Genomic DNA, 24280 nt, shown 5'->3' on the forward strand with positions numbered 1-24280 from the left:
GCTCAGATGACTCCGTTCGTCTTCAGCAGCAGCAGTTCCTCGTCGTTCAGGCCGAGTTCGCCCACGTACACCTCCGCGTTGTGCTCGCCGAGCAGCGGTGAGCTCACGACGTCGACGGGGGAGTCGGAGAGCTTCAGCGGACTGCCGACCGTGGTGAACGTGCCGCGCTGCGGATGGTCGACCCGCACGACCATCTCGTTGGCGACGAGGGACTCGTCCTCGACGATCTCCTTGGTGGAGAGGATCGGGCCGCACGGAATGTTGTGGGCGTTGAGCTGCTCCAGCGCCTCCCACTTGGGGAGCGTGGACGACCACTCCTCGATCAGCTGGAACATCTTGCCGAGCTTGGGCAGCCGTGACTCCGGCGTCGCCCACTCGGGATCGTCCGCCAGCTCCGGCCGCCCGATCAGGGCGGACAGCGGCTGCCAGCCGACGGGCTGCACGATGACGTACACGTAGTCGTTGGGGCCGCCCGGCGCGCACTTGACCGCCCACCCCGGCTGCCCGCCACCGCTCGCGTTCCCGCTGCGCGGCACCTCTTCGGCGCCCTCGGTGTTCTGGGCGTTCGGGTACTCGGGGAGCGGTCCGCGTTCGAGGCGCTGCTGGTCGCGGAGCTTGACCCGGCACAGGTTCAGCACCGCGTGCTGCATCGCGACGTTCACCCGCTGTCCGCGCCCGGTGTTCTCACGCTGGAACAGCGCGGCGAGAATGCCGGCCACGGCGTGGACGCCGGTACCCGAGTCGCCGATCTGCGCGCCGGTGGCGAGCGGGGGGCCGTCCTCGAAGCCGGTGGTGGACATCGAGCCGCCCATGGCCTGCGCGACGACCTCGTACGCCTTGAAGTTGGTGTACGGCCCCTCGCCGAAGCCCTTGATGGAGGCGTAGACGATCCGTGGGTTGATCTCCTGGATGCGCTCCCAGGTGAAGCCCATGCGGTCGACGGCTCCGGGCCCGAAGTTCTCCACCATCACATCGCTGCGGCGGATGAGTTCGGTGAGGATCTCCTTCCCGCGCTCGCTCTTCGTGTTCAGGGTGATGCTCCGCTTGTTGCAGTTGAGCATCGTGAAGTAGAGGGAGTCGACGTCGGGGAGGTCGCGCAGCTGCTTGCGGGTGATGTCCCCGCTCGGCGCCTCCAGCTTCACCACGTCCGCGCCGAGCCAGGCGAGCAGCTGTGTGGCGGAGGGGCCGGACTGTACGTGCGTCATGTCGAGGACGCGCACGCCCTCAAGAGCTTTGGTCATGCCAACGGCTCCTCTGCTACTTGTACATGGTCTGGTTCATCGTTCCGGGGGCGTACGCGTCGGGGTCGACCCAGACGTTGATCAGCGACGGCAGTCCGGACTCGCGGGCCCGCTGCAGCGCCGGGGCGATGTCGGCGGGGTCGCGGACCTCTTCGCCGTAACCCCCGAGCATCTGGGCGAACTTGTCGTAGTGCACGTCGCCGAGGGTGTTGCCGACCCGCTCGCGCTCGTCGCCGTACTTGGCCTTCTGGCCGTAACGGATCTGGTTCATCGAGGAGTTGTTGCCGACGATCCCGACGAAGGGGAGGTTGTAGCGGACCAGGGTCTCGAAGTCCCACCCGGTGAGGGAGAACGCGCCGTCCCCGAAGAGCGCCACGACCTCCTTGTCGGGCCGGGCCTGCTTGGCCGCCAGCACGAACGGCACGCCGACACCCAGCGTCCCGAGCGGCCCCGGGTCCATCCAGTGGCCGGGCGTACGCGGCTGCACGACCTGCCCGGAGAAGGTGACGATGTCGCCGCCGTCCCCGATGTAGATCGAGTCCTCGGTGAGGAAGTCGTTGATCTCGCTGACCAGCCGGTACGGGTGGATCGGCGAGGCGTCCGACTTCAGCTGCGGCAGGCGCTTCTCGATCGCCGTCTGCTCGGCGGCCCGCAGTTCGTCGAGCCAGGCCTTGCGCTTCACCGAACCGCCGTTGATCCGCCCGCTCGCCGCCTCCGCAGCCGCCTTCAGGACCAGTGAGGCGTCACCCACGATGCCGAGGTCGATGTCGCGGTTCTTGCCGACGGTGCGGTAGTCGAGGTCGATCTGCACGACGGTGGCGGCCGGCGAGAGCCGCTTCCCGTAGCCCATCCGGAAGTCGAAGGGCGTTCCCACGATCACGATCAGATCGGCGTTGGAGAAGGCGTAGCGCCGCGAGAGCTGGAAGTGGTGCGGGTCGCCAGGAGGCAGCGTCCCGCGCCCCGCCCCGTTCATGTACGCGGGCAGGTTCAGGGTCCGCACGAGCTCGACGGCCGCGTCGGTCGCCCGCGTCGTCCACACTTGACTGCCCAGCAGAATGGCCGGCTTCTCTGCGTGTACGAGGAGATCGGCCAGCTTCTCGATGTCCGCCGGGTCGCCCGCCCCGCGCGTGGACGCCCGGTACCGGCCGGCCTCCGGTACGCGCGCCTTGCCCACCGGCACCTTGGCATCGAGGACGTCGCGGGGGATCTCCAGGAACGAGGGCCCCGGGGCGCCGTGGTAGCACTCCCGGAACGCCATCGACACCATGTCCGCCGCGCGGGCGGTGTCCGGCACCGTGGCCGCGAATTTGGTGATGGGCGTCATCATGTCGACGTGCGGCAGGTCCTGGAGCGAGCCCATCTTGTGCTGGGTGTGGGCTCCCTGACCACCGATCAGCAGCATCGGCGACTCGGCGCGGAAGGCGTTGGCGACCCCGGTCACCGCATCCGTCGTACCCGGACCCGCGGTGACGACGGCGCAGCCCGGCTTCCCGGTGATGCGGGCGTAACCGTCGGCGGCGTGGGCGGCGACCTGCTCGTGGCGTACGTCGACGACCTCGATGCCCTCGTCGACACAGCCGTCGTAGATGTCGATGATGTGGCCGCCGCAGAGGGTGTAGATGCGCTCCACCCCCTCGGCCTTGAGTGCCTTGGCGACCAAGTGCCCACCGGAGACGAGTTCCTGGCTGTCGTGGCTGTCATCGGGCATGGCGATGTCCTGTCCCTTCGTAGGGGAGTGCGGGAGCCGCGGTGCCGCTCTCGCGGTACATTGCATACAGTCGACGAATACTGTATGAAACTTGTTATCCCGCATCCGGTGGGTGGTGTCCAGGGGGCGTGCGGCACTTTCACAATCGGCACGATCGGGAGTGGCTATGGATCTGTACGAGCACCAGGCAAGGCAACTCTTCGCGGATTACGGCATCGCGGTACCCGATGCCGAGGTCGTCGACCGGCCCAGGGCCGCCGAGGAGGCGGCCGTCCGGCTGGGCGGCCGGGTCGTCGTGAAAGCGCAGGTGAAGACCGGTGGCCGTGGAAAGGCGGGCGGGGTGAAGCTCGCCGCGGATCCGGCGGCGGCGGCACTCACCGCACGCCGGATCCTCGGCATGGACATCAAGGGCCACCGCGTGCGCTCGGTGATGATCGCCCAACCCGTCGACATCGAGACGGAGTTCTACGTCGGGTACGTACTCGACCGGGCGGCAGGCACCTTCCTCGCCATCGCGTCGGCGGAGGGCGGCATGGACATCGAGGAGGTCGCGGCCACCCGGCCCGAAGCGGTGGCCCGTATCCCCGTCGATCCGGCCGAGGGGGTCACGGCGGCGAAGGCGGCGGAGATCGCCGCGGCGGCGTCACTGCCCGCGGACGTCGCCCCCGTACTCCAGTCGCTGTGGCAGGTCCTCACGCGGGAGGACGCTCTGCTGGTCGAGGTCAACCCGCTGGTCCGCACCACGGAAGGACGCATCCTGGCACTGGACGGCAAGGTGACGCTCGACGACAACGCCCGCTTCCGGCAGTCCCGTTGGGGGGCGGAGGCCGATGACCCGCACGCGGATCCGCTGGAGTCCGCCGCGGCTGCCAAGGGCCTCAACTACGTCAAGCTCGACGGAGAGGTGGGCATCATCGGCAACGGGGCCGGACTCGTCATGTCCACCCTCGACGTCGTCGCCGGCTGCGGGGCCCGTCCGGCCAACTTCCTCGACATCGGCGGCGGAGCCTCCGCCCGCGTCATGGCCGACGGTCTGACGGTCATCCTCTCCGACCCCGCCGTGACCTCCGTCTTCGTCAACGTCTTCGGCGGCATCACCGCCTGCGACGCCGTGGCGGACGGCATCGTCCAGGCCCTGGAGTCCGTGCACCTGACCAAACCGCTCGTCGTCCGCCTCGACGGCAACAACGCCGCCCGCGGCCGGGCCATCCTCGACGACCGGGCCCACCCCCTGGTCCAGCAGGCCAGCACCATGGACGGCGCGGCCCACCGAGCAGCCCAACTCGCCCTGGGAGGGCACTGACATGGCAATCTTCCTGACCAAGGAGAGCAAGGTACTCGTCCAGGGCATGACCGGGGCCGAGGGCATGAAGCACACCCGGCGGATGCTCGTGGCGGGCACCCAGATCGTCGGCGGCGTCAACCCGCGCAAGGCGGGCCGGACCGTGGACCTCGACGACCGGGCGATCCCGGTCTTCGGCTCCGTACGGGAAGGGATCGACGCCACCGGAGCGGACGTCACGGTCGTCTTCGTGCCGCCGCCCTTCGCCAAGGCGGCGGTCATCGAGGCGATCGACGCGGGGATCGGCCTGGCAGTCGTCATCACCGAGGGCATCCCGGTCCACGACGCGGTCGCCTTCCACGCCCACGCGCGACGGAGCGGCACGCGCGTCATCGGCCCCAACTGCCCGGGTGTGATCAGCCCCGGCCAGTCGAACGCGGGCATCATCCCCGCGGACATCGCCACCCGCCCGGGCCGCATCGGCCTCGTCTCCAAGTCGGGCACCCTCACCTACCAGTTGATGCACGAACTCCGCGAGACGGGCTTCTCCTCGGCCGTCGGCATCGGCGGCGACCCGGTCATCGGCACCACCCACATCGACTGCCTCACGGCCTTCGAGAACGACCCGGACACCGAACTGATCGTCCTGATCGGGGAGATCGGCGGCGACGCGGAGGAACGGGCGGCGGCCCACATCGCGGCGCACATCACGAAGCCGGTGATCGGCTACATCGCCGGCTTCACGGCGCCCGAGGGCAAGACGATGGGCCACGCGGGCGCCATCGTCTCCGGCTCGTCGGGCACGGCCGAGGCGAAGAGGAAGGCGCTGGAAGCGGCGGGAGTACAGGTCGGCACGACCCCGACGGAAACGGCAAGGCTGGTCCTGGCCCTGCTGAACAACTGACCACCACGCCAGGCCACCTGTCAGCTGCCCCAGCTCGCACACCGCACCTGGGCACTATCACCCGCCAGGCACCCACCCCGCCCGCACCCCTGGGCACCTTCGGCCCGTCAGGCGCCCACCCCTCGCCGCTGGGCACTTTCAGCCGGTCAGGCGCCCACCCCTCGCCGCTGGGCACTTTCAGCCCGTCCGGCGTTTGAGGACCGGGGTCCGGGGCGGCGCCCCGGTTACGGGAAGGGGCGGGTAGGGGAACAGGCCCGCCGCAGGCGCCCCCACCCGCACCGCCCCACGCACCCGCACCCGCACCCGCACCACCACCCCGCCCCGACCGTGCACCGAGAGCGGAGACCCCATGACACGCCCAACACCCACACCGGCACATGCCACCCAAACCCCCACCCCCACCCCCACCCCCACCCCCACCCCCACCCTCGCCCTCAAACCCCGCACAGCCTGGACCGACGCCTGGCAGCGCTGCCTCACCGCCGCCCCCGAGGCGTTCCAGGACGACCACGTCCGTAACCTCTGGCAGGCCACCTGGCACCCCGACGGCCGCACCCTCCCCGCCACCAGCCCCATCGACAACACCCCCATCGCCGGACCGCCCCGCCTGGACGCGGTCACCGCCCAGCACGCGGTACGCGCCTCGCTCGACCAGCACCGCGCCTGGCGCCACGTCCCGCTGCCCGAACGCCGGGCCCGCGTATCGGCGACCCTCGATGCCCTCACCGAGCACCGCGAGCTCCTCGCCCTGCTCCTGGTCTGGGAGATCGGCAAGCCCTGGCGCCTCGCCCAGGCAGACGTCGACCGGGCCATCGACGGTGTGCGCTGGTACGTCGACCACATCGACCGGATGCTCGACGGCCGCACCCCGCTCCCCGGCCCGGTCTCCAACATCGCCAGCTGGAACTACCCGATGTCGGTGCTGGTGCACGCCATGCTCGTACAGGCGCTGGCCGGCAACGCGGTGATCGCCAAGACCCCCACCGACGGCGGTGTCGCCTGCCTCACCCTGGCCTGTGCGCTCGCCGCCCGCGAAGGCGTCCCCCTCACCCTCCTCAGCGGCAGCGGCAGCGAACTCTCGGCGCCCCTCGTCCGCTCGCCCGAGATCGGCTGCGTCTCCTTCGTCGGCGGCCGGGACACCGGCGCCCGTATCGCGACGGCCGTGGCCGACCTCGGCAAACGCCACATCCTGGAACAGGAGGGCCTGAACACCTGGGGCATCTGGAACTTCACGGACTGGCCCGCCCTCACCGCCGTAGTCCCCAAGCTCTTCGACTACGGCAAACAGCGCTGCACGGCCTACCCCCGCTTCGTCGTCCAGCGCACCCTGTTCGCCGACTTCCTGGCCGCGTACCTCCCCGCCGTACGCTCCCTCCGCACGGGCCACCCCCTCGCGGTGGAGCACCCGTCCGACCCCCTGCCCGCCCTGGACTTCGGTCCGCTCATCAATGCGGCGAAGGCCAAGGAACTCGCGGACCAGGTCACCGAAGCCATCGACAGGGGCGCCGTGCCGCTCCACCGGGGCCGCGAGGCGGACGCCCGCTTCCTCCCCGGCCAGGACACGAGCGCGTACCTCCACCCGGTCACGCTCCTCAACCCGCCCCCGTCCTCCCCGCTCCACCACGCGGAACCCTTCGGCCCGGTCGACACGATCGTCCTGGTCGACACCGAGGCGGAACTCCTGGCGGCCATGAACGCCTCGAACGGCGCGCTGGTCGCCACCCTCTCCACCGACGACCCGGCCACGTACGCACGCCTGGCCCCGCAGATCCGCGCGTTCAAGACCGGCCACGGCGCACCCCGTTCCCGAGGCGACCGCGACGAGCTCTTCGGCGGCTTCGGCGCCTCCTGGCGCGGTGCCTTCGTGGGCGGCGAACTCCTCGTCCGGGCCGTCACCGAAGGCCCCGCCACGGAGAGGCTCCCGGGCAACTTCCCGGACCACCACCTCATGCCGTAACGCCCGGCCCGACCGGCCCGGCCCGGCCCGTCAGCCGATCCCCTGATGGTCCGGGTACAGGGCGAACTCCCGCTCGGCCGCCTCCGGCACCGTGCGCTCCACCGCCTGCACCAGGAGCGCACGGTGCCGGACCAGCGGCTTCCTGCGGCTCTCGGGGGCCAGCAGCATCAGGTCACCGATCCCGGCCAGCAGCCGCCGCGATACCTGCGGACTGCCGACCGAGCACCAGCGGATCTCCTCGAAGGCGAGGTCCACCAGGTCCGTCCAGCCCGGCACGTCCTGGACGAGCCGGACCTCCCCCCGGCCGTCCCGGTGGTGCACGGTCCCGAGCGGTCTGCCGACCACGGCCGCCAGGAACTGCACGATCCGGTCCAGGCACTGCACGGCGGTCGTCGGATCGTTCACGGCCGTCGACAGGGCACGCAGCGCGATGTCCGACAGTTGGCGCAGCCCGAACGCCAGATCCTGGTGAAGCGTGCGCTCGACCCCGACGGAGATCGTGTACCGCAGCGCCCGCCGGGGCGGCGCGGCACCACCGTGGACGGCCAGCACGGGTGTGCCCGGCACCACGAAGTCCCCGATCCGGGGGATCAGCCGCAGCACGACCCCCTGCCGTCGGGCGGCCCGCACCAGCCGGGCCACGTTCACGTCCTGGAGAACGCCCGCCCTGCCCCAGTGCATGATCTGCGCGGTCTCGGCCGCGAGCGGTTCCTCCACCGGCGGCCCCACGGGCATCCGCCCGAGCACGCGGAACGAGTGCCGGGTGATGTGGTCCACGACCGGCCCGACCTGCATGAGCCGCAGCGTGGAGCTCACATAGGCGATGAACAGCAGCAGGCTCAGACCGACCATGCCCAGCGTCAGCAGACTCTGCAGCAGAGGCACGGACGTGACCTGGCGGGGATCGGTCTCGCTCTCGTACGAGGTCAGGACGAGCAAGGAGAAGGTGAACGTCGCCAGGAACACCGTGAGGGTCAGCTTGCTGATCCTGCTCCGTACGAAGATCCGTACGACCCGGGGCGTGAGCTGTCCGCTGGCCATCTGCACGGCCACCAGCGAGATGCTGAAGACCACACCGATGAAGGTCATCATCGCGGAGCTGATCGTGGTGACGATCGTCTTGGCGTCCGCGGTGAACGAGATCAGATCCCTGACCTCCTCGTACGCCCCCTCGTCCTGGAGATGGGCGACGATCTCCGTGTCCAGGGTCGAGGCGATCCACCACAGCACGAAGGTGCTCAGCAGTCCCAGGGTCGGTGCGAACCAGAACGTGTCGCGCAGATGCTCACGCACGGGGGACAGCGGACGGGGCCGTCGGTAGCCGCGATCACTCATGGACGCGAAGGTAGCCGCGACCACGCGCCGTACACGGCAGGCGACAGAACGTACGCGCGTCGGACCGCACCGGAGACGATCGGGCCCCCGGCGCTCCCCGCACCGCACTGACCACGGAAAACGCAGGTGAGAGGCACCCCAAACCCCTGGTATTGTTTTCTTTGTCGCCGCGGGGAACACACCGCGAACGACAGACACCTTGTCCGGGTGGCGGAATGGCAGACGCGCTAGCTTGAGGTGCTAGTGCCCTTTATCGGGCGTGGGGGTTCAAGTCCCCCCTCGGACACCACAGAGATACGAAGAGACTCCCGGAGCGGCTCAGCCGCTCCGGGAGTTTTCTTGTGCCCTGTCGTGGGCCCGACCGCCGGAGCGGTCAGGTTCGGCCGGGAGTCCGTGGAGTCTCCCGGCCGCTGCCCTCTAACGCAGGGGCGTGGTGCACGCCGTCGCGGTGCCGTCGCTGATGCACGCCCGGACCGACTGCCCGCTCGTCGCCTTCATGACCTTCTCGGCGGCGACCTTCGTGTATGTGCCTCCGGGCGCCTTGTCCTCCAGCCACACCGTCGTACCCGTGGCCGTCGTGTGGGCCCACGCGTAGTAGTCGGAGACCGACCAGGACGGACGGGAGCCGCTCAGGGTGACCTGCTGTCCGCCGGGCAACTTCGCCGTCGACCAGTCCGTGGCGACCGACGCCCACTGGGTGACCGTGGCGGGGGCCACGCCCTCGCACACCTCACCGGGGGCGCAGGGCCCCATCGGCCCCTCCTTGTCGCTCAGGTCCATGTTGTTGCCCTGCTGGGTGGCGAACGACCAGTTCTTGCCGTCGACGACCAGCCCGGCGATCTCCTTGCCGGAGAGCGGGTCCAGGGCGAACATCTTCGTCCTGCCCGTCGCGGTGAGCCGGCTCCCGGAGACGGGGACCGGTCGCTGGGCGCGCACGTCGGTGCCGGGGGTGGTGTGCGTCATCAGGGTGGCGAAGACGCCCTCGCGGCCCGTCGGCAGTTCGGCCTCGCCCCAGTAGTACATGTGGTGCGGGTCCCAGGCCGGACGGCCTTCCCAGATCTTCAGACGGCCGCCCTGGTAGATGTTGGCGTCCTCCACGAGGCGCGGCTCGTAGTTCGGCATCCACTCCGTGACGGTCGACGAGTCGACGCCCGCGCAGGGGAGCTGGGTGCACGGGGCCTGGGCCGGGGTGGTCGTCGTGACGTCCGGGTCGCGGGTGCACGCGGTGCCGCTGCTGTCCCTGACGCAGGCGCGCAGCTCGGGGAGCCAGGAGTAGGCGCGCGTCGAGCCGGAGGTGGTGCGCGAGGCACCCGCGGGCGTGAACTCGGTGTACACCTCGCCCCAGCGGCCGGCGCCCTGCCATGCCTCCATCCAGAACCTGCCGCCGGAAGCCGTCAGTTGACCCTCGGCCCAGCCGAGGTAGCTGCCCTGCTTCAGCCGCCCGTCGACCTTCTGGACGGAGGCGCCGGAGGGCAGTGTCACGCGGTCGAGGTCGGAGCGGTCGACGTAGGACCAGTCGGACGCGGCGATCGTGCTCGGGTCGGCGTCGGAACACCAGCCCGCGCACGGCCCGTTGGGCACCACCGTGGAGACGAGGGCGTTGACGCAGCCCGTCTCCTTGCCGTCGGTGACGCAGGCGCCGTTCGCGTACACGACTCCGTACCGGATCGTGTCGTAGAGGAACATGCCGGTCGTACCGCTGGTGTCGCGGTACGAACGCGGGTGTTCGAGCGTCGTCTGGATGTTGATGCCGTCACCGAGGTTCTCCTCGGTCCGCAGCCAGCCGCGTCCCTGCGAGGAGCCCGCGAAGGCCACCTCGGCCCAGGAGTAGACCGAACCGACGGTGTCCCAGGCGGGTTTGCCCGTGTACAGGCGGAGCCGGGTGCCCGAGGCGAGGACGGCCTCCTTGACGAGCTTGGGCGCACCGCCCGTCTGCCAGGCCGTGACGCTCGCGGGGTCCGATCCCTGACAGGGGAGCTCCGGACACGGAGCCGCCTGCGCGGCCGGTGCCGCCTTGGCCGACGGCGATGCCCCGGCCGCGGATGCCGTGGGCGCCGTCATCAGCGCGGAGGCGGAGACCGCCACGGCGAGGGGTACGCACCACGCCCATAACCGTCTCCACGGGCCTGCGCCCGCTCTGCTCCGTACTTCCCCGTTGCTCATGTCGTCCCCTCCGTCTGCTGCGCCTGCCGGGCCGTGACGGAGTGATGCAATGCGCCGGGACTCTCCCGTCGGTCTCTGCGGTGTCTTCGCGGCGCGGCGCATGGCTCGTTACGTACCTCCGGCGGAGGGGCCGGGAGGGCGCCGCGGGCTCAGGGGCGCGGCCAGGGATGCCCGTCCAGGCGCTCGATGTCGCTGTTGAAGCGGGTGAGGAAGCCGGCGAAGGCGGCGACCTCCTCGGGAGTCCAGTCCTCCAGGACCTTGGTCAGGCCCTGGGTGTACTCGGTGCGGTCGGCGTCCAGCCGGTGCTGTCCCTCCGCGGTGATGCTGAACTTGCGGGCCATCCCGCCGTCCGGATCCGGAATCCGCTCGACGACCCCCGCGCGCAGCATGGCGGCGGTCTGCCGGTTCAGCGTGGAGGCGTCCAGGCCGAAGGCGTCGCTGAGCTGGCCGATGGACATCGGGCCGTCGATCTGGATGCGGCTCAGCAGGACGTAGGCGCTGCGGTCCAGGCGCCCGCCGGACTGCCGCGCACGGGGATTGAACAGATGCGCGTGCCGCCCGAGCAGCATGGTCTCGAATTCGATCAGATGAACTGGTTTGTTCACGCGAGGCATCCTTCGGCTCCTGGCTCGCTCCGTACGGGCTGCCCTCGCCAGCCCTGCGCACATGATGCACGGTAACCGAAATATGCACGATGCATGCCGTGTGTATAGTGCACATCTCGATCCGACCGGTGATCCGAGAACAGCCGAGGGAGAAACACAGTGGTCAGCTCCAAGCCCGACGTCCGCCACGGGCGTGTCGTCGGGGTACTCGCACTCGCGGGAATCGTCGCCGCGATCATGCAGACGCTGGTGGTGCCACTCATCGGGGACCTCCCGAAGCTGCTGGACACCAGTGCGTCCAACGCGTCGTGGGTGATCACGGCCACCCTGCTGTCGGCCGCCGTCGCGACGCCCGTGGCCGGGCGCCTCGGTGACATGTACGGCAAGCGGCGCATGCTCCTCGTCTCCACGGTCCCGCTCGTCCTGGGCTCGGTGGTCTGCGCGCTCGCGTCCTCCGTCGTACCGATGATCGTCGGGCGAGGGCTGCAGGGCCTGGGTATGGGCGTCGTCCCTCTCGGCATCAGCCTTCTCCGCGATGTCCTGCCCGCCGAGCGACTCGGCGCCTCCATCGCGCTGATGAGCGCTTCCATGGGTGTGGGCGGCGCGCTCGGTCTGCCCTTCTCCGCGGCCGTCGCCGAGCACGCAAGCTGGCGCGTGCTGTTCTGGGTCGCCGCCGCGCTGAGCCTCCTGGTCGCCGTTCTCGCCTGGCTGTTCGTACCCGACGGCCGGCTCGGAACCGGCTCGGCGCGCTTCGACGTCCTGGGCGCGGTCGGCCTCGGCGGCGGACTCGTCTCCCTGCTGCTCGCCGTGTCGAAGGGCTCCGACTGGGGCTGGACGAGCGGAACCACGCTCGGACTGTTCGCCACCGCGATCATCGTGCTGCTGGCCTGGGCCTGGTGGGAGCTGCGCAGCACCGATCCGCTGGTCGACCTCCGGGTGACCGCACGCCCCCAGATCCTCATGACCAACGCGGCCTCGGTCCTCGTCGGTTTCGCGATGTACGCACAGTCGCTGGTCGTGCCCCAGCTGCTCCAGCTGCCGGAAGCCACCGGCTACGGCCTGGGCCAGTCGATGATGGCCATGGGCCTGTGGATGGCCCCGGGCGGACTGATGATGATGGTGCTGGCGCCCCTGGGCGCCAAGCTCTCGGCGGCCCGCGGCCCCAAGGTCACCCTGGCCGTGGGGAGCCTGGTCATCTCCCTCGGCTACGCGTCCGCGCTGCTGCTCCTCGGCTCGACCTGGGGGCTGCTCGTCGTGACCATCGTCTGCAGCGCGGGCGTCGGCCTGGCGTACGGGGCGATGCCCGCCCTGATCATGGGTGCGGTTCCGCCGGAGGAGACCGCGTCGGCCAACAGTTTCAACACGCTGATGCGCTCGATCGGCAGCTCCGTCGCCGCCGCCGTGATGGGTGTGGTCCTCGCCCAGATGACGACGGACTTCGGCGGATTCCTTCTGCCGTCCGAGGACGGCTTCCGTGCGGCGCTGATGGTCGGCTGCGGTGTCGGTCTCGCGGCAGCGGTCGTCGCCTCCTTCATCCCCGTACGCCCGGTGGCTTCCCTGCCCGAGCCCCGGACCACGACCGAGCCGCTCCCGGCGTCCGAGGTCAAGGCGTAGCGGACACCGCCCGGCCGTCGCTCCGGGACACCGCACCCACCAGTGCGGCCAGCGCGGTGGCCAGGGTGGTCAGGCCGGAACCGGCCGGGCCCCCTGGCTCCCGCATGTAGACATCGCGCCGGATCTCGATCATCAGCGCGGTGACGCGGGGGTCCTTGCCGTAGTGCTTCAGCGGAACGTACGTACCGCTGAAGGGGCTGTCGAGCCCCGTCCCGCCGAAGCCGGCGAACGCCTTCTCCGCCTCGGCCACCAGCCCGGGCGGTGTGTGGAAGGCGTCGGTGCCCAGGCAGACCGGCGGACGCGGCCCCGCCCCGTGCAGTTCGTAGGGCAGGGGGACCGTGGGATAGGAGTGGACGTCGATGACCACGGCACGCCCGGTGGCGGCGAGCCGCTCGTCGACGGCCGCGGTCACCGCAGCCGCGTAGGGGTGGAAGTAGCGGTCGATCAGCGGCTGGGGATCGACGTCCCGGGCGCGCAGCCGCTCGCGGTGCGTGGTGTGCGTGTATACGGCGCCCATGCCGACGGCCCGCATCTCCTCGCGCTCGTCCGGGAACCGTTCGGGGTCGACGACCAGCCTCGACAGCCCGTTGACGAACCTCCAGGGCGTCACCGGGGCGGCTGCCGCCGCCAATGCGGCCAGCTCCGCGGTGTGGGAGTCCGTGATGTGGTCGGTCTCCCGCTCCAGGGCCCCGTCGTCCAGCACGATCCCGGCCCGCACCTCTTCGGGGACGATGCGGGAGCCATGCGGCACGTGGAGGAGCACGGGCGACTCCGCCGCTCCCGGCAGGAGATGGAACGGCTGGAGAACGGGGCCCATGGAGAGGTTCCTTCGGTTCGGGTCACGGCCGGTGGCGGACAGCGGTCCGATGGTCCACCGGCGCAGGGTCACTGCCCCGACGCGACCACCGGGTAGTGGTCCGAGAGGTTCGTGTACGTGTACGACTTACCCCAACTGGACACGGTCCAGGGGGCGCTCTGCTCCTTGATCACCTCGTTCTTCCAACCGGTCGGCTTCACGTGCCCGGCGCGGTGCAGGACGAAGTCGAGGTCCTCGCGCGGGTCGTCCGGGTAGCGCTCGGAGGCGATCGAGTTGTCCTGGGTGTCGAAGGAGTAGAGGTGCCCCGTGCGGGCGTCCGCCCCGGCGAGACCGGCGTCGGCGAGGAGGGACGCGTACTCGGCGGAGTGCGAGTCGACGTTCAGGTCGCCCGCCACGATGACCTGCTCCGAGGCCGGGATGTTCTTCGCGTCGAGGAAGGCGTCGATCTGCTTGAACTGGAGACTGCGCTTCTGCGCCGCCTCACCGGCCGCGCAGCCGGGGTCGGTCGACTGCGCGTGGGTTCCCACGACGTGGACGCGGGTGCCGTTGACGTTCAGCACGACGTAGGCGAAGCCCTTGTTGGACCACCAGTCGGCGCCGCAGGCGTCCTTGAAGATGTGCTGCTCCTTGCGGACGACCGGCCACTTGCTCAGCACGGCGACGCCGCCGTCCTCCGGAGTCGTCGCGGAATAGGCACCGCCCGTCGCGTCCCAGCCGCTCGTGCTCCGGCCCACCACGGGGGTGCGGTACGGGTACTCGGCGGACGCGTTGCGGAACAGCGCGTCGGAGGTCGTGTTGTCGAACGCCTCCTGGACGACGACGACGTCATTGCCGCGGAAGAAGGACGTCTTCGGTATCTCCGTGGCCCGGTGACTCTGACCCCAGTTCGGATAGAGGCTCGTGCTGAAGAGGAACGTGTTGTACGAGAGCACACGCAGCGACGGGGTCTCGGCGGCCGAGGCGGGCGGAGCGCCGACGGCGAGCGTGACCGCGGCGAGCGCGGCGGACAGCGTCGCGCCCGAGAGGCGGCGGAGCGAGGAGTGCGGCACGAGGGTCTCCAGGTTCTGCTGATGGGGGGTGGACCGGCGACACACATCAAATCAGCGGGAGTTACTTGCCGGTAGACCTTGGGTGGACCCAGTTTGATCATCGGCGCACAACCTGGTGAGGTCGGCCAGCAGCTCCTCGGCCACGTGCTCTTCGAGAACGGCCGTCCCCGCGGCCGAGAGGGCCGGGGCGAGGCCGGCGTCCCAGGGGGCCTCGGTGATCCGCCCGGCGGCGGGGCCCGAGGGCGAGCGGGTGTGCGCCGCGAGGAAGTCGGCGGTGGACATGAGCCACGGGGTGGCGGCGCTCCTGGCCAGGACGTGCGCCGCGATGCGCAGCCCTTCGCCGTCGAAGTCGCCGTGGTACCGCAAGGGTGCCCCGGCCTCGGCGAGACGATCGAGCAGGAGAATCACCGCACTGTTCGGCCACCCCGAGGTGCAGACCAGCGGCGGGCAGGACGGCCCGAAACGCTGGAGGGCGAGAGCCGGGATGCTGGGGTTCTCCGTGATGTGCACGGTGGTGCGGGGGAATTGGAGGTCACCGGGGGCACGCAGCTGGGCCAGCGTGAGGTGGGTGGCATGCCCGGCGGAGGAGAGCACGGCCAGCGCCTGGGCCACCGGGCCCCGGCCGACGGGGCGCAGGCCGGCGGTGAGCACCGTCGTGGAGAGCGCGTCGTCGGCGATTCCGGCGCGCGACCACAGGGCACGCCGGTCCGATGCCGTCTCGGGCGCGGGCACGCCGTGGAGGGCCGACAGGGCGCGCAGGACGAGCGAGGAGAGGCGGGTGCCGTCGTCGAGCGCGTGGGAGTCGTCGAGCACCCGGGTGGCGAACACCGGCAACGGCTCCCCGCGGGCCGGTATGTCGGCCAGGACACGCAGGGCGTCGCCGAGCGTGCGCCGGGTGGCCTGCACGGAACCGCCGATCACCCCGGCCCGCCGGACCGGGGACACCCACGCGTCGAGCGCGGGCTGCGCCCGGACCACCGGGTGCGTGGCGAACCACTCCCACAGGGCGGCCCGGTCGGCGGCCTCCGCGGCCCGGTCGGCAGCCCGGTCGCCGAGCGGGCCGACGATCCCGGTCACCACGGAGCGGGTGTCCTGGCCACAGCTGTCGAGGAGCGCCTCGTCCAGGCGCGCCAGGGCGACGGTGAGATGCGGGCCGGGAAGCCGGTCGAGGCCGAGGAGGTCCGCGAGCGCGCTCCGGGCGGCCTCGTCCAGCGGCCCTGTCCGTACCCGGGTGACCGGCCGGCCGGTGGAGAGCCGGGCATGGAACGCCTGCCACACAGGGGCCAGTTCGGGGCGGTCCAGCGGATGCGTCACCCCTGCTCCTCACGGGGCGCCGGCACGGATGCCTCTTCCGCCACCAGGTCCGCGCCGTTCCACACGAAGCGCGCCGTCGTCACCGCGTCGTCGTCGGGGCCCCCGCCCCCGGTGATCAGCTGGTGCACGGCGATGCCGTCGAGCTCCCGGTACGTGCACCACTCGTGGTCCGAGGTGAGCATGAGGTCGAGGTCCAGCGAACACAGCAGCTCGAAGACCTGTCCCCGGTTGGTGGAGTCGACACCGACGAAGACCTCGTCCAGCAGGATCAGCCGGGGCGCCCTCGGCACCGCCTGATAGTGCGCGGCCACCGCCGCGAACAGCGGCAGATGCAGCGCGATGGCCTTCTCCCCGCCCGACAGCGCGCCGTGCAGCTTCTTCGTGAGCAACTGCCAGCCCTGCCCGTTGGCCCGGTCCAGCTTCACGACGAACTGGTGCCACGCCGTGTAGTCCAGCACCCGCGTCAGCTGCTCCTCCCAGTTCTTCGCGGTGTCGGACGCCTTGGCCTCCTCGATGCGCTCTCGGAAGAACCGGTGCAGTGCCTCCCGGTCCCCGTCCGACATCCGTACCGGGTCCTTCAGCAGCATGTCGCGGGCGGCCCGGGTGCCGGGGGGCAGCCCCGGATCGACCTGCCACACCAGACGTACGGCGACCCGGGACGCCGTACGCACCCGCTCCAGACGGGCGTTCATCGCGTCGACCAGTTCGTTGGCCTGCCGGATGCGTGCCGCGAGATGGCGCCGGGTGTTGCCCGTGAGGGTGCGGTCGAACAGCTCGCGCTCATCGGTGGTGATCTCGTCCCGGCTGCGGTCGCGCTCCGCCGTCAGCGCGGCGAGCAGGCCCGCCGCGCCCATGCGTACGCCGTCCATGGCAGCGGAGAGGACCTGCACGTCGTCATGGGTCTCCAGAGCGAGGTCGGCCCGCTCACCGAGCGCCTGACGGCTCGCGTGGACGGTCTCGCTGAGCCGGCCGAGCGCGTCCGCGAGGTTCTTCGGCTCGTACGGCACGGACGGCCACAGGGTCCCCAGGGTCCGGGCGGTCTCCAGCGTGGCCTTGGTCCCTTCCCTCGTCCGCACCTCGGCCCCGGCTCCCGCGTCGGCGGGGAAGCCCAGCCGCAGCAGATACCGGAACCGGTCCGCGGCGCCGTCCCGTGCGCTCAGCGCGGCGTCCCGGCGCGAAGCCGCCACGGCCCGCTCACTGTTCAGTGCGCCTATGCGGCCTTCGAGCGTCCGCAGCCGGCCGGTGCACTCGCGCAGTTCCGTCAGGGCGCGCCGGTGCGCCGTCCGCATCTCCTCGATACGGGCGAGCGTCTCCTCGTACTCCGCGCCGATGGTGTGCTCGATCTCCTCCAGCTGGGCGGCCAGCGCCCGCGCCGTCGATGCCGCGCGGCCCGCCTCCGCCTCGTGCTCCTGCGCTGCCCTGTCGGACCGCTCGGACCGGGACGCCAGCTCCGCCGCCGTACGCCGCTCCGAGGCCAGCAGCACATGGGCGAGCAGCCACTGACTCCCGGTGTCCTGGAGGCCCTGGACCGTCTCCGCGACCGCGCGCAGCGCCTGGGCGTCGGCCGGCAGCCCGTGTTCGGAGGCCGCGTGGTCGAGTCCGTCCTGCGCGGTCCGGGCGGCGGCTTCGCACCGGGTGAGCCGCGCTACGGCTTGCCGTACGGCATCGTCCCGGGCGTCCGTGTCGGACCGGGCCCGGTCGAGCTCGCGCTCGGCCGTGGCGACGGCCCGGTGGTCGGGGCGGCAGGACCGGTCGAACTCCAGCGTCTCCCGGCGGGCGGTGACCGCCGCCAGTTCGGCTTCACGGCCGGTCAGCGTGTGATCCAGTGCGCCGATGGCCTCGGCCAGTTCCGCGACGCGGCGCTCCCTGGACCTGGCCCGTGCGGAGGCCCCGATGTAGGCGACGTCGGACTTGGCCCAGCTCCCCGTGGCGCTGGCCAGCCGCCAGGTGCCGTCCGCACCGACCGCGGCGCCGTGCTCCGGGGGCAGGGTGTCGCCGTAGGCGATGCCGGCCAGCAACTGGCCGATGCGCTCCGCCGATACGGGCGCCCCCGGCTCCGGGTGCAGCACCTCGCCGAGATGGCGGGCCGGGGCGGGCTCGGCCCACTCCGCCTCGGCGAACGTGTCGTGGCCCAGCGCGAACGCGCCCCCGTACGGCGCGACCCACGCGTCGAGCAGGCCACTGGCCTCCAGCGCGGCTTCGACCGCGTTGCGCGTGGCCGCGGGCACCTCGTCGTGGAAGGCCACCAGCCTCCACAGGGGCGCCCCGGACAGCCGGGAACGGTCGGCGGTACGGAACGCCGGAGTCGGGGGCGGGAGTTCCGCGGTCCCCTCCAGCCGTCCGGCCTCTGCCACCAGAGCCTCGCGCTCCGCCCGTGCCGTGGCGATGCGGGCGCCGACCGTGGCCTCGGCCGTCGTCAGGACGTGGTCGACCGAGCGGGCCGCCGCGTCCACCAGCGCCAGCACCTCGGGTTCGCTGGTGGCGCGGCCGGCCAGTTCCTCCAGGGCGCTCGCGTCGAAGGAGAGCTCCCCGCACTGCCGGGCCCAGCCCCGCAACCGCTCCGCCTGCGTCTCCACCGCCTGCCGGTACCGGTCCGCCGCCTCCGTACGCCGGTCGGAGGCCGCGGCGAGACCTGCCCGGGAATCCTCCACGCGCTCTTCGGCGGAGGCGCGTTCGGCGAGGGCGGCACGGAGGGCGTCGAGCGATTCGCGTACGTCCTCCACCTGGCTCCGGCGTCCACGGACCGCACCGTGCAGGATCTGTCGGGCCCGGTCGGCGTTGCCCGCTTCGAGCGCGCCGCTCACCTCCGTACAGGCGGCGGACATACCGGCCCGCCGGGCGACCTGCCAGGAGTCGCTCTCGGCGACGCGGACCCGCTCCGCCTGCGCGTCCGCCGCGTCCAGGGCCTGAGTGCGACGGGCCTCGTCCTGCTCCGCCGTCGTCCGGGCCGCGCCCGCCGCCAGATGGCGCTCCTCCGCGTCCCGGTGCGCCTCGGCCGCCCGCTGACGCAGCCGGTCCAGCTCCCGTCCCGCACGGTAGGCGTCGGACTCCGTCAACGCCTCGATCCGCGCGGCCAGTTCGGCGCCCAGCGCCTCCGTCTCGCTCTGCTGCTCCTCGGCCCGTGCCTGCTCCGCCACGGCGAGGCGGAGAGCCTCCTCGCTCTCCGTGGCCGTGCGCGTCCGGTTGTCCATGTCGGTGGTCGCCGAGATCAGGGCGGCTGCCCCGGCACGCAGCACCCGCTGGGCGTACGCGCGCTGGCGGGCGCCGAGGGCCTGCGCGGCCTGCACCTCGTCCTCCAGCCGGGCCAGATGCTCGCGGCGGCGGTCCAGTCTCTCGAATCCGTCGGCCAGTTCGGAGATCTCACCCTGGTCCAGCGGGGGCAGGGCGCGCGACAGCAGCTCCGAGAGGAGCGAGGGGTCGAGGCGCTGGGACAGCTTCGGTGTGCGCAGCTGGAGCAGTGCCGTGATGAGCGCGTCGTAGCGCTGCTCGCTGAGGCCCGGGAACAGGGTGCGGCGCACGGTGTCGCGGTAGTCGGACGCCGAGGCGTGCACCTCTCCGTGCCCGGACAGCTCCGCGGCGAGCGCCGCCCTCGTGAGGGGCTGACCCGCCTCGTTGACCAGAGAGATGCCGCCGGGGACACCCACCCGCCGACGACTGGTGAAGAAGTCCGTGGAGACGGTCGTGGTCCGTTCCCCGGCCTGCAGCCGCGCACCGATGGTGAGGAAGCCGTCCTCGCCGTCCTCGCCCCGCTCCGTGCGGAACTCCAGCCACACATATCCCACCCGGGTGAGCCCGGTGGCGCCCTCGCCCATGAGGTTCCAGTGCATGGTGCGTTCCGAGCCGCCGAAGGTGGACAGCCGGTGCGGGCGCAGACTCGCGTCGAAGAGGAACGGCAGCAGGACCTCCAGCGCCTTCGACTTGCCGGTGCCGTTCGGCCCGCGCAGCAGCAGACGCCCCCGGTGGAAGGTGAACACCTCGTCGTAGTAGCGCCAGACGTTGAGCACGCCGGCCCGGGTCGGCTGCCAGCGCTCACGGGGGCCCGGCCCGGAGGGGGAGCCGGAGGCGCGAAGGGGGAGTGCGGTGACCGTCATGCGGGGTGTTCTTCCTTGAGAGTGGCGCCGGTGACGCGGTAGCGGGCGGCGGCGGGTCTGGGCACGACCCGGCCGCCCTCGCGGCGTACGAGACGGAAATCGGCAAGGACCTGCACGGCGTCCTCGGCGAGGACCGCCGCACCGCCCTCGGTCCGGTACGCCTTGCCCCAGCGCGGGAAGCGGTCCAGGATCCGTCCGGCCTCGACGGCCAGCTGTTCGGGTGCGCACCCGGCGGGCGCGCCGTTCAGCACGTCGAGGAGCAGGAGCGCGGCGACCTTGGCGTGGTGCGCGTCGTCGGGGAACCGGCTGTCCGTGGCGATGGCGTCCGGATCGACCAGCAGGAACCCTTCGGCCCGCTCCTCCAGCACGAACCCCGCCTGTTCCGCGGCGCGCCGCAGGATCTGACGGCCGGTGGGGGAGGTCAGATAGCCGAGCTCGGCGTCGGTCAGCTCGTCGCGGTGCAGCACCGGCTGGTCGAACAGCCGCCGCAGCACCGAGTGCCGCAGCCACAGATTGCGTTGCACCGGGGAGAACCGTGTCTCCGGCCCCGCGCCGTCCTCGGTGTCCCCGGTCTCGGGCAGTCCGTACCGCCGCTCCTGCACGAGCCCGGCCAGCAGCGCCTCGAAGCCTGCCGGTACCCCCGCGGCCGGCACGGCGAGCCGGGACGGCCCGCAGGGCGCCGCGAGCAGCCGCATCAGCACACTGGAGTCCACCCGGTAGAGAACCTTCGCCTCGGCCGACTCGGCGAAGCTGTCCGTCGTCCCGTCCACGGTCTGCAACGCCCCGTACGACTCCAGCAGCCGCAGGACGTCGACGAACGCGACCCGCTCCGCACGCTGCGCCGTGTCGAACGCGGGCAGCGCCTCGTCCGCGGCTGCCGCCTGGACGACCCGGTCGGCCAGGAGCCCGATCGTGGTGACCGGCACGGAGAGGAGCTCGGCCGCGGTGACGCACAGCAGGACGTAGCGCCGACGGTCGAACGGCGCCCGGCCCGCCCTGGTCCTGCGGGCCGGACGGGTCGCGTCGGCGTCCGCGGTGACCTTCAGCAGACGGGCGTACCCGAGGCGGGGCTCGACGGCCAGCGTCCAGCCGCAGTGGTAGTCGAACCAGTGCGCCAGCGGGTCACGGCGGCGGCGCACCAGGTCGAACACCACCGGATCGGACCGCTCGGTGAGCAGCGGTCTGACCAGCAGCGTACGAATGCAGCGGGACATCTCCTCCCGCTCGGCCACCACCAGTTGATTGGCGAAGTTACTCATCCGGCCGCCACCTCCCGATCCCTGACCGCAGCCGCAGCCGCCCCCGTACCCGCTGCCGAAGTGCCGGCCGCCGCCCGGTCCGTCACCGCTCCCGCCCCCGCGACGCCCGCGGTGTGCACCTCGATGACGTAGTCGGGGCAGGTCAGCGTGCCCCGCGCGGTCCGCAGGACGGCCGGTACACCCTGCGGGTCGGCGGGGGACCGCAGCACCACCTCGACCCGCCCGTCCCCGGTCACGGCGCGCCGCGCCCCCGTCGTGTCCGGACGCACCGCAAGGGCCCGGCCCAGCAGATCGAGGAGCCGCTCGAACACCTCGTGGTCCAGCGCACCGAAGCGGGACAGCCGCACCGGGGACTCGGTCCGCAGCAGGCTCCAGGCGGCATCCAGCTCGGCCCGCTCGGCGCGCGCCCGCTCCGCCCGCTCCGCCTTCAGCGCCGCCACGTCCCGCACGCGCCCGGTGCGGGTGAACCGCTCCGTCCGTCCACTGGTGCGTAGCAGGGCCGAGACCTCCACGGGCGGGGCGTCGTGCCAGCTCTCGGTGGCGGAGACGAGCTCCGGGTCCGCGTGGGCGAGATGGGCGTGGCGCGACGGTCCGAGACCGAAGGCGGTCGCCCAGAGGCGGTGCAGATCGTCCTCTCCGGGGGCGGCGGCGAACCACCGGGCCAACTCCCGGAAATCCTGCACCGCGCCGGTCGACCGGCGCCGCGACTCGGTGATCCGGTCCAGGACCTGGAGCAGGGTGACGATGGCGCGGCGCGCCACGTGGTGCAGGTGCTCCACGCGCGGGGGCGAGCCGTCGGCGGGCAGGAACCAGGCCCGCAATCCGTCCCACCGGGCCTGCCGGCGGGCCAGCCAGGCGGGCGCCGGATCGTCCCCACCGGTCGGCGGGAGCTCGGCGCCGCGCAGTGCCCGCTCCCACAGCGTCCCCGTGCCGTGCTCCTCGACCCGGGCGACGGCCGCCGCGACCGCGTGGGCCCGCTGGTCGAGATTGGTGAGGAACTCCTGGAGATAGGCGACCGTGGCCCCCTTGACCTCGTGGAAGGTGGACAGCTCGGCGCCGTCGGTCCGCAGGAGGCGCTGGAGCTCGCCGTTGAACTGTTTGGTGTTCCCCCGCAGGGCGTCCAGATGCCCTTCGAGCTCCTGCAGCGTGGCGAATATCCGCCGGTCGCCCGACGTCACGTCCTGCGACAGCCGGTCCAGCTCCGCCAGCCGGTCGGCGATCGCGTCGAGCACGGCGGTCTGAAGCGCTCCGGTCGACACCAGGACGGAGAGGGCGTGCTGCACTCCCGCGAAGGCGGCCTCACCACGCCGCGTCAGCGAGTACTGGAGGTTCCGCCGCTCGTACTCCTCCGCCGTGCGGTAGTTCTCCGCGTGGTTCTGGATGACATCCAGCAACTCCCATTCCCTGAGCTGCTTCAGAGCCCCCGTGAGGTCCTCGTCCGTCAGCGCGCCGAACCACCCGACGCCCCGCAGCTGCTCCCGCACCTCGTCCAGCCCCAGGGCGGTCACCAGCCGCTCGTTGGCGTCGCCGAAGGTCTGAAGGATCGCCGAGTAGAGCGGCGCCCGGTCGCCCATCGTGAACCGGAACATCTCGGCCGGGACCCGGTGTGTCACTGCCACTGGTCGCTCCTTGCCCCTCACTCCTCTGTGCCGTGCCAAGAACAGTAGACGGCGTCACTGACACGACGGACATACCAGGCCAGTAAGGAGGAGCTGCCCCGAACCGACCCGGCCTCACTCGGGAGAGACCGGTCTGCCGGACCGGGGCGTCGGCTTCGGCGAGGTTCTCAGTGCCGGAACGGGCCGCGCACCTCGTACGTCACGCCTCCCGACCCCGTGGTCTCGCCGCTCGTCCCGCGCTGCGAGGAGAAGTACAGCCGGGTGCCGTCCGGGGAGAAGGCCGGACCGGTGATCTCGGATCCGGACTGCCCGTCGATGCGCAGGACCGGGGCGACCGTACCGTCCCTCGTGATGATGTTGATCTCCATGTTCCCGCCGTCCTCCGCGACGTACAGGTCGCCGGCGGTGGTACCGGTGACGTTGTCGACGCCGTTGAGGGTGCCGTCCCCGTTGTAGACGGCCGTGATGGTCTGCGCCGCCGTGTCGTAGGCCCAGACCTTGCGGTCCCCCTTGGCCGTGAAGTAGCAGATGCCGTCCGCGTAGTGGCACCCCTCTCCGCCGTCGAAGTGGCGGGCGCCGGAGAGCTGGTGGCGGGTCTGGGTGAGGAGGGCGGACGGGGAGGGGACGGGCCGCCACTCGATGCCGTCGCCGGTGGTCGTGCAGGCGACGTCGAGACGGCCTCGGGACAGATCGCCCCAGCTCGCCGGGGTGAAGCGGTAGAAGCAGCCGTCCTCCTCGTCCTCCGTGAGGTAGACGACCCGGTGGTCCGGGTCGCAGGCGGCTGCCTCGTGCTTGAAGCGGCCCATGACGGGGCGGGACACCGCGGTGTTCCGGCCGTGGGGATCGGCCTCGAAGACCCGGCCGCGGTAGATCTCCTCGCAGGACAGCCAGGTGCCCCAAGGGGTCGCCCCGCCGGCGCAGTTGAGGTTGGTGCCCGACAGGATGCGGTACGCGCGGTCGATCGAGCCGTCGGCGTGGAACCGCAGGGCGGACGCGCCGCCGATCAGCGGGAGTTCGGAGTTGGAGACGTAGATCCAGCCGTCGCCGTCCGGGAAACAGGCGCCGCCGTCGGGTGCCGAGTGCCAGATCGTTCCGCCGACCGGCTGGAGGGACCTGGCCACCACGCGGCCGGTGAAGCCCGCGGGGAGAGCCAGTCCGTTGGCGTCCGGGGTGAGCAACGGGCCGTAAGGCCCCGCACCGCTGTCGGCGGACGCGGCGTGCTGCCACAGGGTGCCGGAGAAGGCGACGGCGCCCGCTCCGGCCGTGACGGTGCGCAGGAAGGTGCGTCTCTGCATGGGCAACTCACTCCTGTCATCGGGTGG

General features: G+C 71.7%; 16 protein-coding genes and 1 tRNA gene. 5 read left to right on the plus strand and 12 right to left on the minus strand.

All coding sequences use genetic code 11. The annotated features are described in order from the left end of the window. Positions 1-2 precede the first annotated feature (2 nt). Positions 3-1241, minus strand: coding sequence for a formyl-CoA transferase (gene frc, locus OG230_RS30075; RefSeq protein ID WP_328906879.1), 1239 nt, complete (start codon positions 1239-1241; stop codon positions 3-5). Between the two features lie 16 nt (positions 1242-1257). After that, positions 1258-2949 (minus strand): thiamine pyrophosphate-binding protein, encoded by a 1692-nt coding sequence (locus OG230_RS30080; protein WP_328906880.1) that lies wholly within the window; start codon positions 2947-2949, stop codon positions 1258-1260. 166 nt (positions 2950-3115) lie between these two features. Between OG230_RS30080 and sucC the strand changes: the two genes are divergently transcribed. The 3 genes from sucC (at position 3116) to OG230_RS30095 (ending at position 7092) form a co-directional block, all read left to right on the plus strand. Continuing rightward, complete coding sequence (sucC, locus tag OG230_RS30085; protein WP_328906881.1) at positions 3116-4252, plus strand: ADP-forming succinate--CoA ligase subunit beta; 1137 nt, start codon at positions 3116-3118, stop codon at positions 4250-4252. Position 4253: 1 nt separating this feature from the next. Next, positions 4254-5135 carry a succinate--CoA ligase subunit alpha gene (sucD, locus tag OG230_RS30090; protein WP_328906882.1) on the plus strand — a complete coding sequence of 294 codons (882 nt, stop codon included), beginning with the start codon at positions 4254-4256 and terminating at the stop codon, positions 5133-5135. A 349-nt stretch (positions 5136-5484) separates the two neighbouring features. Then, positions 5485-7092: an aldehyde dehydrogenase family protein gene (locus OG230_RS30095; RefSeq protein WP_328906883.1), complete on the plus strand. Its 1608-nt coding sequence runs from the start codon at positions 5485-5487 to the stop codon at positions 7090-7092. Positions 7093-7122: 30 nt separating this feature from the next. On the opposite strand, the gene OG230_RS30100 is transcribed toward OG230_RS30095, so the two are convergent. Then, positions 7123-8427, minus strand: a complete 1305-nt coding sequence (locus tag OG230_RS30100; protein WP_328906884.1) for a DUF2254 domain-containing protein — start codon at positions 8425-8427, stop codon at positions 7123-7125. 201 nt (positions 8428-8628) lie between these two features. Here OG230_RS30100 and OG230_RS30105 point away from each other — a divergent pair. Further along, positions 8629-8716 (plus strand) — tRNA-Leu (locus tag OG230_RS30105). A 128-nt stretch (positions 8717-8844) separates the two neighbouring features. Here OG230_RS30105 and OG230_RS30110 read toward each other — a convergent pair. Both OG230_RS30110 and OG230_RS30115 read right to left on the minus strand, forming a co-directional pair. Then, positions 8845-10512 carry a hypothetical protein gene (locus tag OG230_RS30110; protein WP_328906885.1) on the minus strand — a complete coding sequence of 556 codons (1668 nt, stop codon included), beginning with the start codon at positions 10510-10512 and terminating at the stop codon, positions 8845-8847. 227 nt (positions 10513-10739) lie between these two features. After that, positions 10740-11204, minus strand: coding sequence for a MarR family winged helix-turn-helix transcriptional regulator (locus OG230_RS30115; RefSeq protein ID WP_443051414.1), 465 nt, complete (start codon positions 11202-11204; stop codon positions 10740-10742). 150 nt (positions 11205-11354) lie between these two features. Here OG230_RS30115 and OG230_RS30120 point away from each other — a divergent pair, with 150 nt between their 5' ends. Next, complete coding sequence (locus OG230_RS30120; protein WP_328906887.1) at positions 11355-12809, plus strand: MFS transporter; 1455 nt, start codon at positions 11355-11357, stop codon at positions 12807-12809. Here OG230_RS30120 and OG230_RS30125 read toward each other — a convergent pair. The 7 genes from OG230_RS30125 to OG230_RS30155 all read right to left on the minus strand — a co-directional run bounded on the left by OG230_RS30125 (position 12799) and on the right by OG230_RS30155 (position 24253). Continuing rightward, entirely contained in the window at positions 12799-13626 is an 828-nt protein-coding gene (locus OG230_RS30125) for an N-formylglutamate amidohydrolase (RefSeq protein WP_328906888.1), read from the minus strand. The two genes, OG230_RS30120 and OG230_RS30125, sit on opposite strands and share 11 nt — an antisense overlap. A 68-nt stretch (positions 13627-13694) precedes the next feature. Further along, positions 13695-14675, minus strand: a complete 981-nt coding sequence (gene sph / locus OG230_RS30130; protein ID WP_328906889.1) for a sphingomyelin phosphodiesterase — start codon at positions 14673-14675, stop codon at positions 13695-13697. 51 nt (positions 14676-14726) lie between these two features. Continuing rightward, a complete protein-coding gene (locus OG230_RS30135) occupies positions 14727-15989 on the minus strand; it encodes a TIGR02679 family protein (RefSeq protein ID WP_328906890.1) in 1263 nt (420 codons plus the stop codon). After that, positions 15986-20080 (minus strand): TIGR02680 family protein, encoded by a 4095-nt coding sequence (locus tag OG230_RS30140; RefSeq protein WP_328906891.1) that lies wholly within the window; start codon positions 20078-20080, stop codon positions 15986-15988. The genes OG230_RS30135 and OG230_RS30140 overlap by 4 nt, the downstream gene beginning before the upstream one ends. Then, positions 20077-21339 carry a TIGR02678 family protein gene (locus OG230_RS30145; protein ID WP_328906892.1) on the minus strand — a complete coding sequence of 421 codons (1263 nt, stop codon included), beginning with the start codon at positions 21337-21339 and terminating at the stop codon, positions 20077-20079. Before OG230_RS30145 ends, OG230_RS30140 begins: the two co-directional genes overlap by 4 nt. Then, positions 21336-22928, minus strand: coding sequence for a TIGR02677 family protein (locus OG230_RS30150; protein WP_328911584.1), 1593 nt, complete (start codon positions 22926-22928; stop codon positions 21336-21338). Before OG230_RS30150 ends, OG230_RS30145 begins: the two co-directional genes overlap by 4 nt. A 197-nt stretch (positions 22929-23125) precedes the next feature. Beyond that, a complete protein-coding gene (locus OG230_RS30155) occupies positions 23126-24253 on the minus strand; it encodes an alkaline phosphatase PhoX (protein WP_328906893.1) in 1128 nt (375 codons plus the stop codon). Positions 24254-24280 lie beyond the last annotated feature (27 nt).

It is taken from the genome of Streptomyces sp. NBC_00234, assembly GCF_036195325.1.
Lineage (GTDB): Bacteria > Actinomycetota > Actinomycetes > Streptomycetales > Streptomycetaceae > Streptomyces.

Excerpts from the sequence above, each read along its gene's own strand:
- OG230_RS30150 (WP_328911584.1), bottom strand. The coding sequence starts at position 22,928 with ATGTTCCGGTTCACGATGGGCGACCGGGCGCCGCTCTACTCGGCGATC.
- sucC (WP_328906881.1), top strand. The coding sequence starts at position 3,116 with ATGGATCTGTACGAGCACCAGGCAAGGCAACTCTTCGCGGATTACGGC.
- OG230_RS30140 (WP_328906891.1), bottom strand. The coding sequence starts at position 20,080 with ATGACGGTCACCGCACTCCCCCTTCGCGCCTCCGGCTCCCCCTCCGGG.
- OG230_RS30080 (WP_328906880.1), bottom strand. The coding sequence starts at position 2,949 with ATGCCCGATGACAGCCACGACAGCCAGGAACTCGTCTCCGGTGGGCAC.
- OG230_RS30125 (WP_328906888.1), bottom strand. The coding sequence starts at position 13,626 with ATGGGCCCCGTTCTCCAGCCGTTCCATCTCCTGCCGGGAGCGGCGGAG.
- OG230_RS30115 (WP_443051414.1), bottom strand. The coding sequence starts at position 11,204 with ATGCCTCGCGTGAACAAACCAGTTCATCTGATCGAATTCGAGACCATG.
- OG230_RS30095 (WP_328906883.1), top strand. The coding sequence starts at position 5,485 with ATGACACGCCCAACACCCACACCGGCACATGCCACCCAAACCCCCACC.
- OG230_RS30155 (WP_328906893.1), bottom strand. The coding sequence starts at position 24,253 with ATGCAGAGACGCACCTTCCTGCGCACCGTCACGGCCGGAGCGGGCGCC.
- sucD (WP_328906882.1), top strand. The coding sequence starts at position 4,254 with ATGGCAATCTTCCTGACCAAGGAGAGCAAGGTACTCGTCCAGGGCATG.
- OG230_RS30145 (WP_328906892.1), bottom strand. The coding sequence starts at position 21,339 with ATGAGTAACTTCGCCAATCAACTGGTGGTGGCCGAGCGGGAGGAGATG.
- frc (WP_328906879.1), bottom strand. The coding sequence starts at position 1,241 with ATGACCAAAGCTCTTGAGGGCGTGCGCGTCCTCGACATGACGCACGTA.
- OG230_RS30100 (WP_328906884.1), bottom strand. The coding sequence starts at position 8,427 with ATGAGTGATCGCGGCTACCGACGGCCCCGTCCGCTGTCCCCCGTGCGT.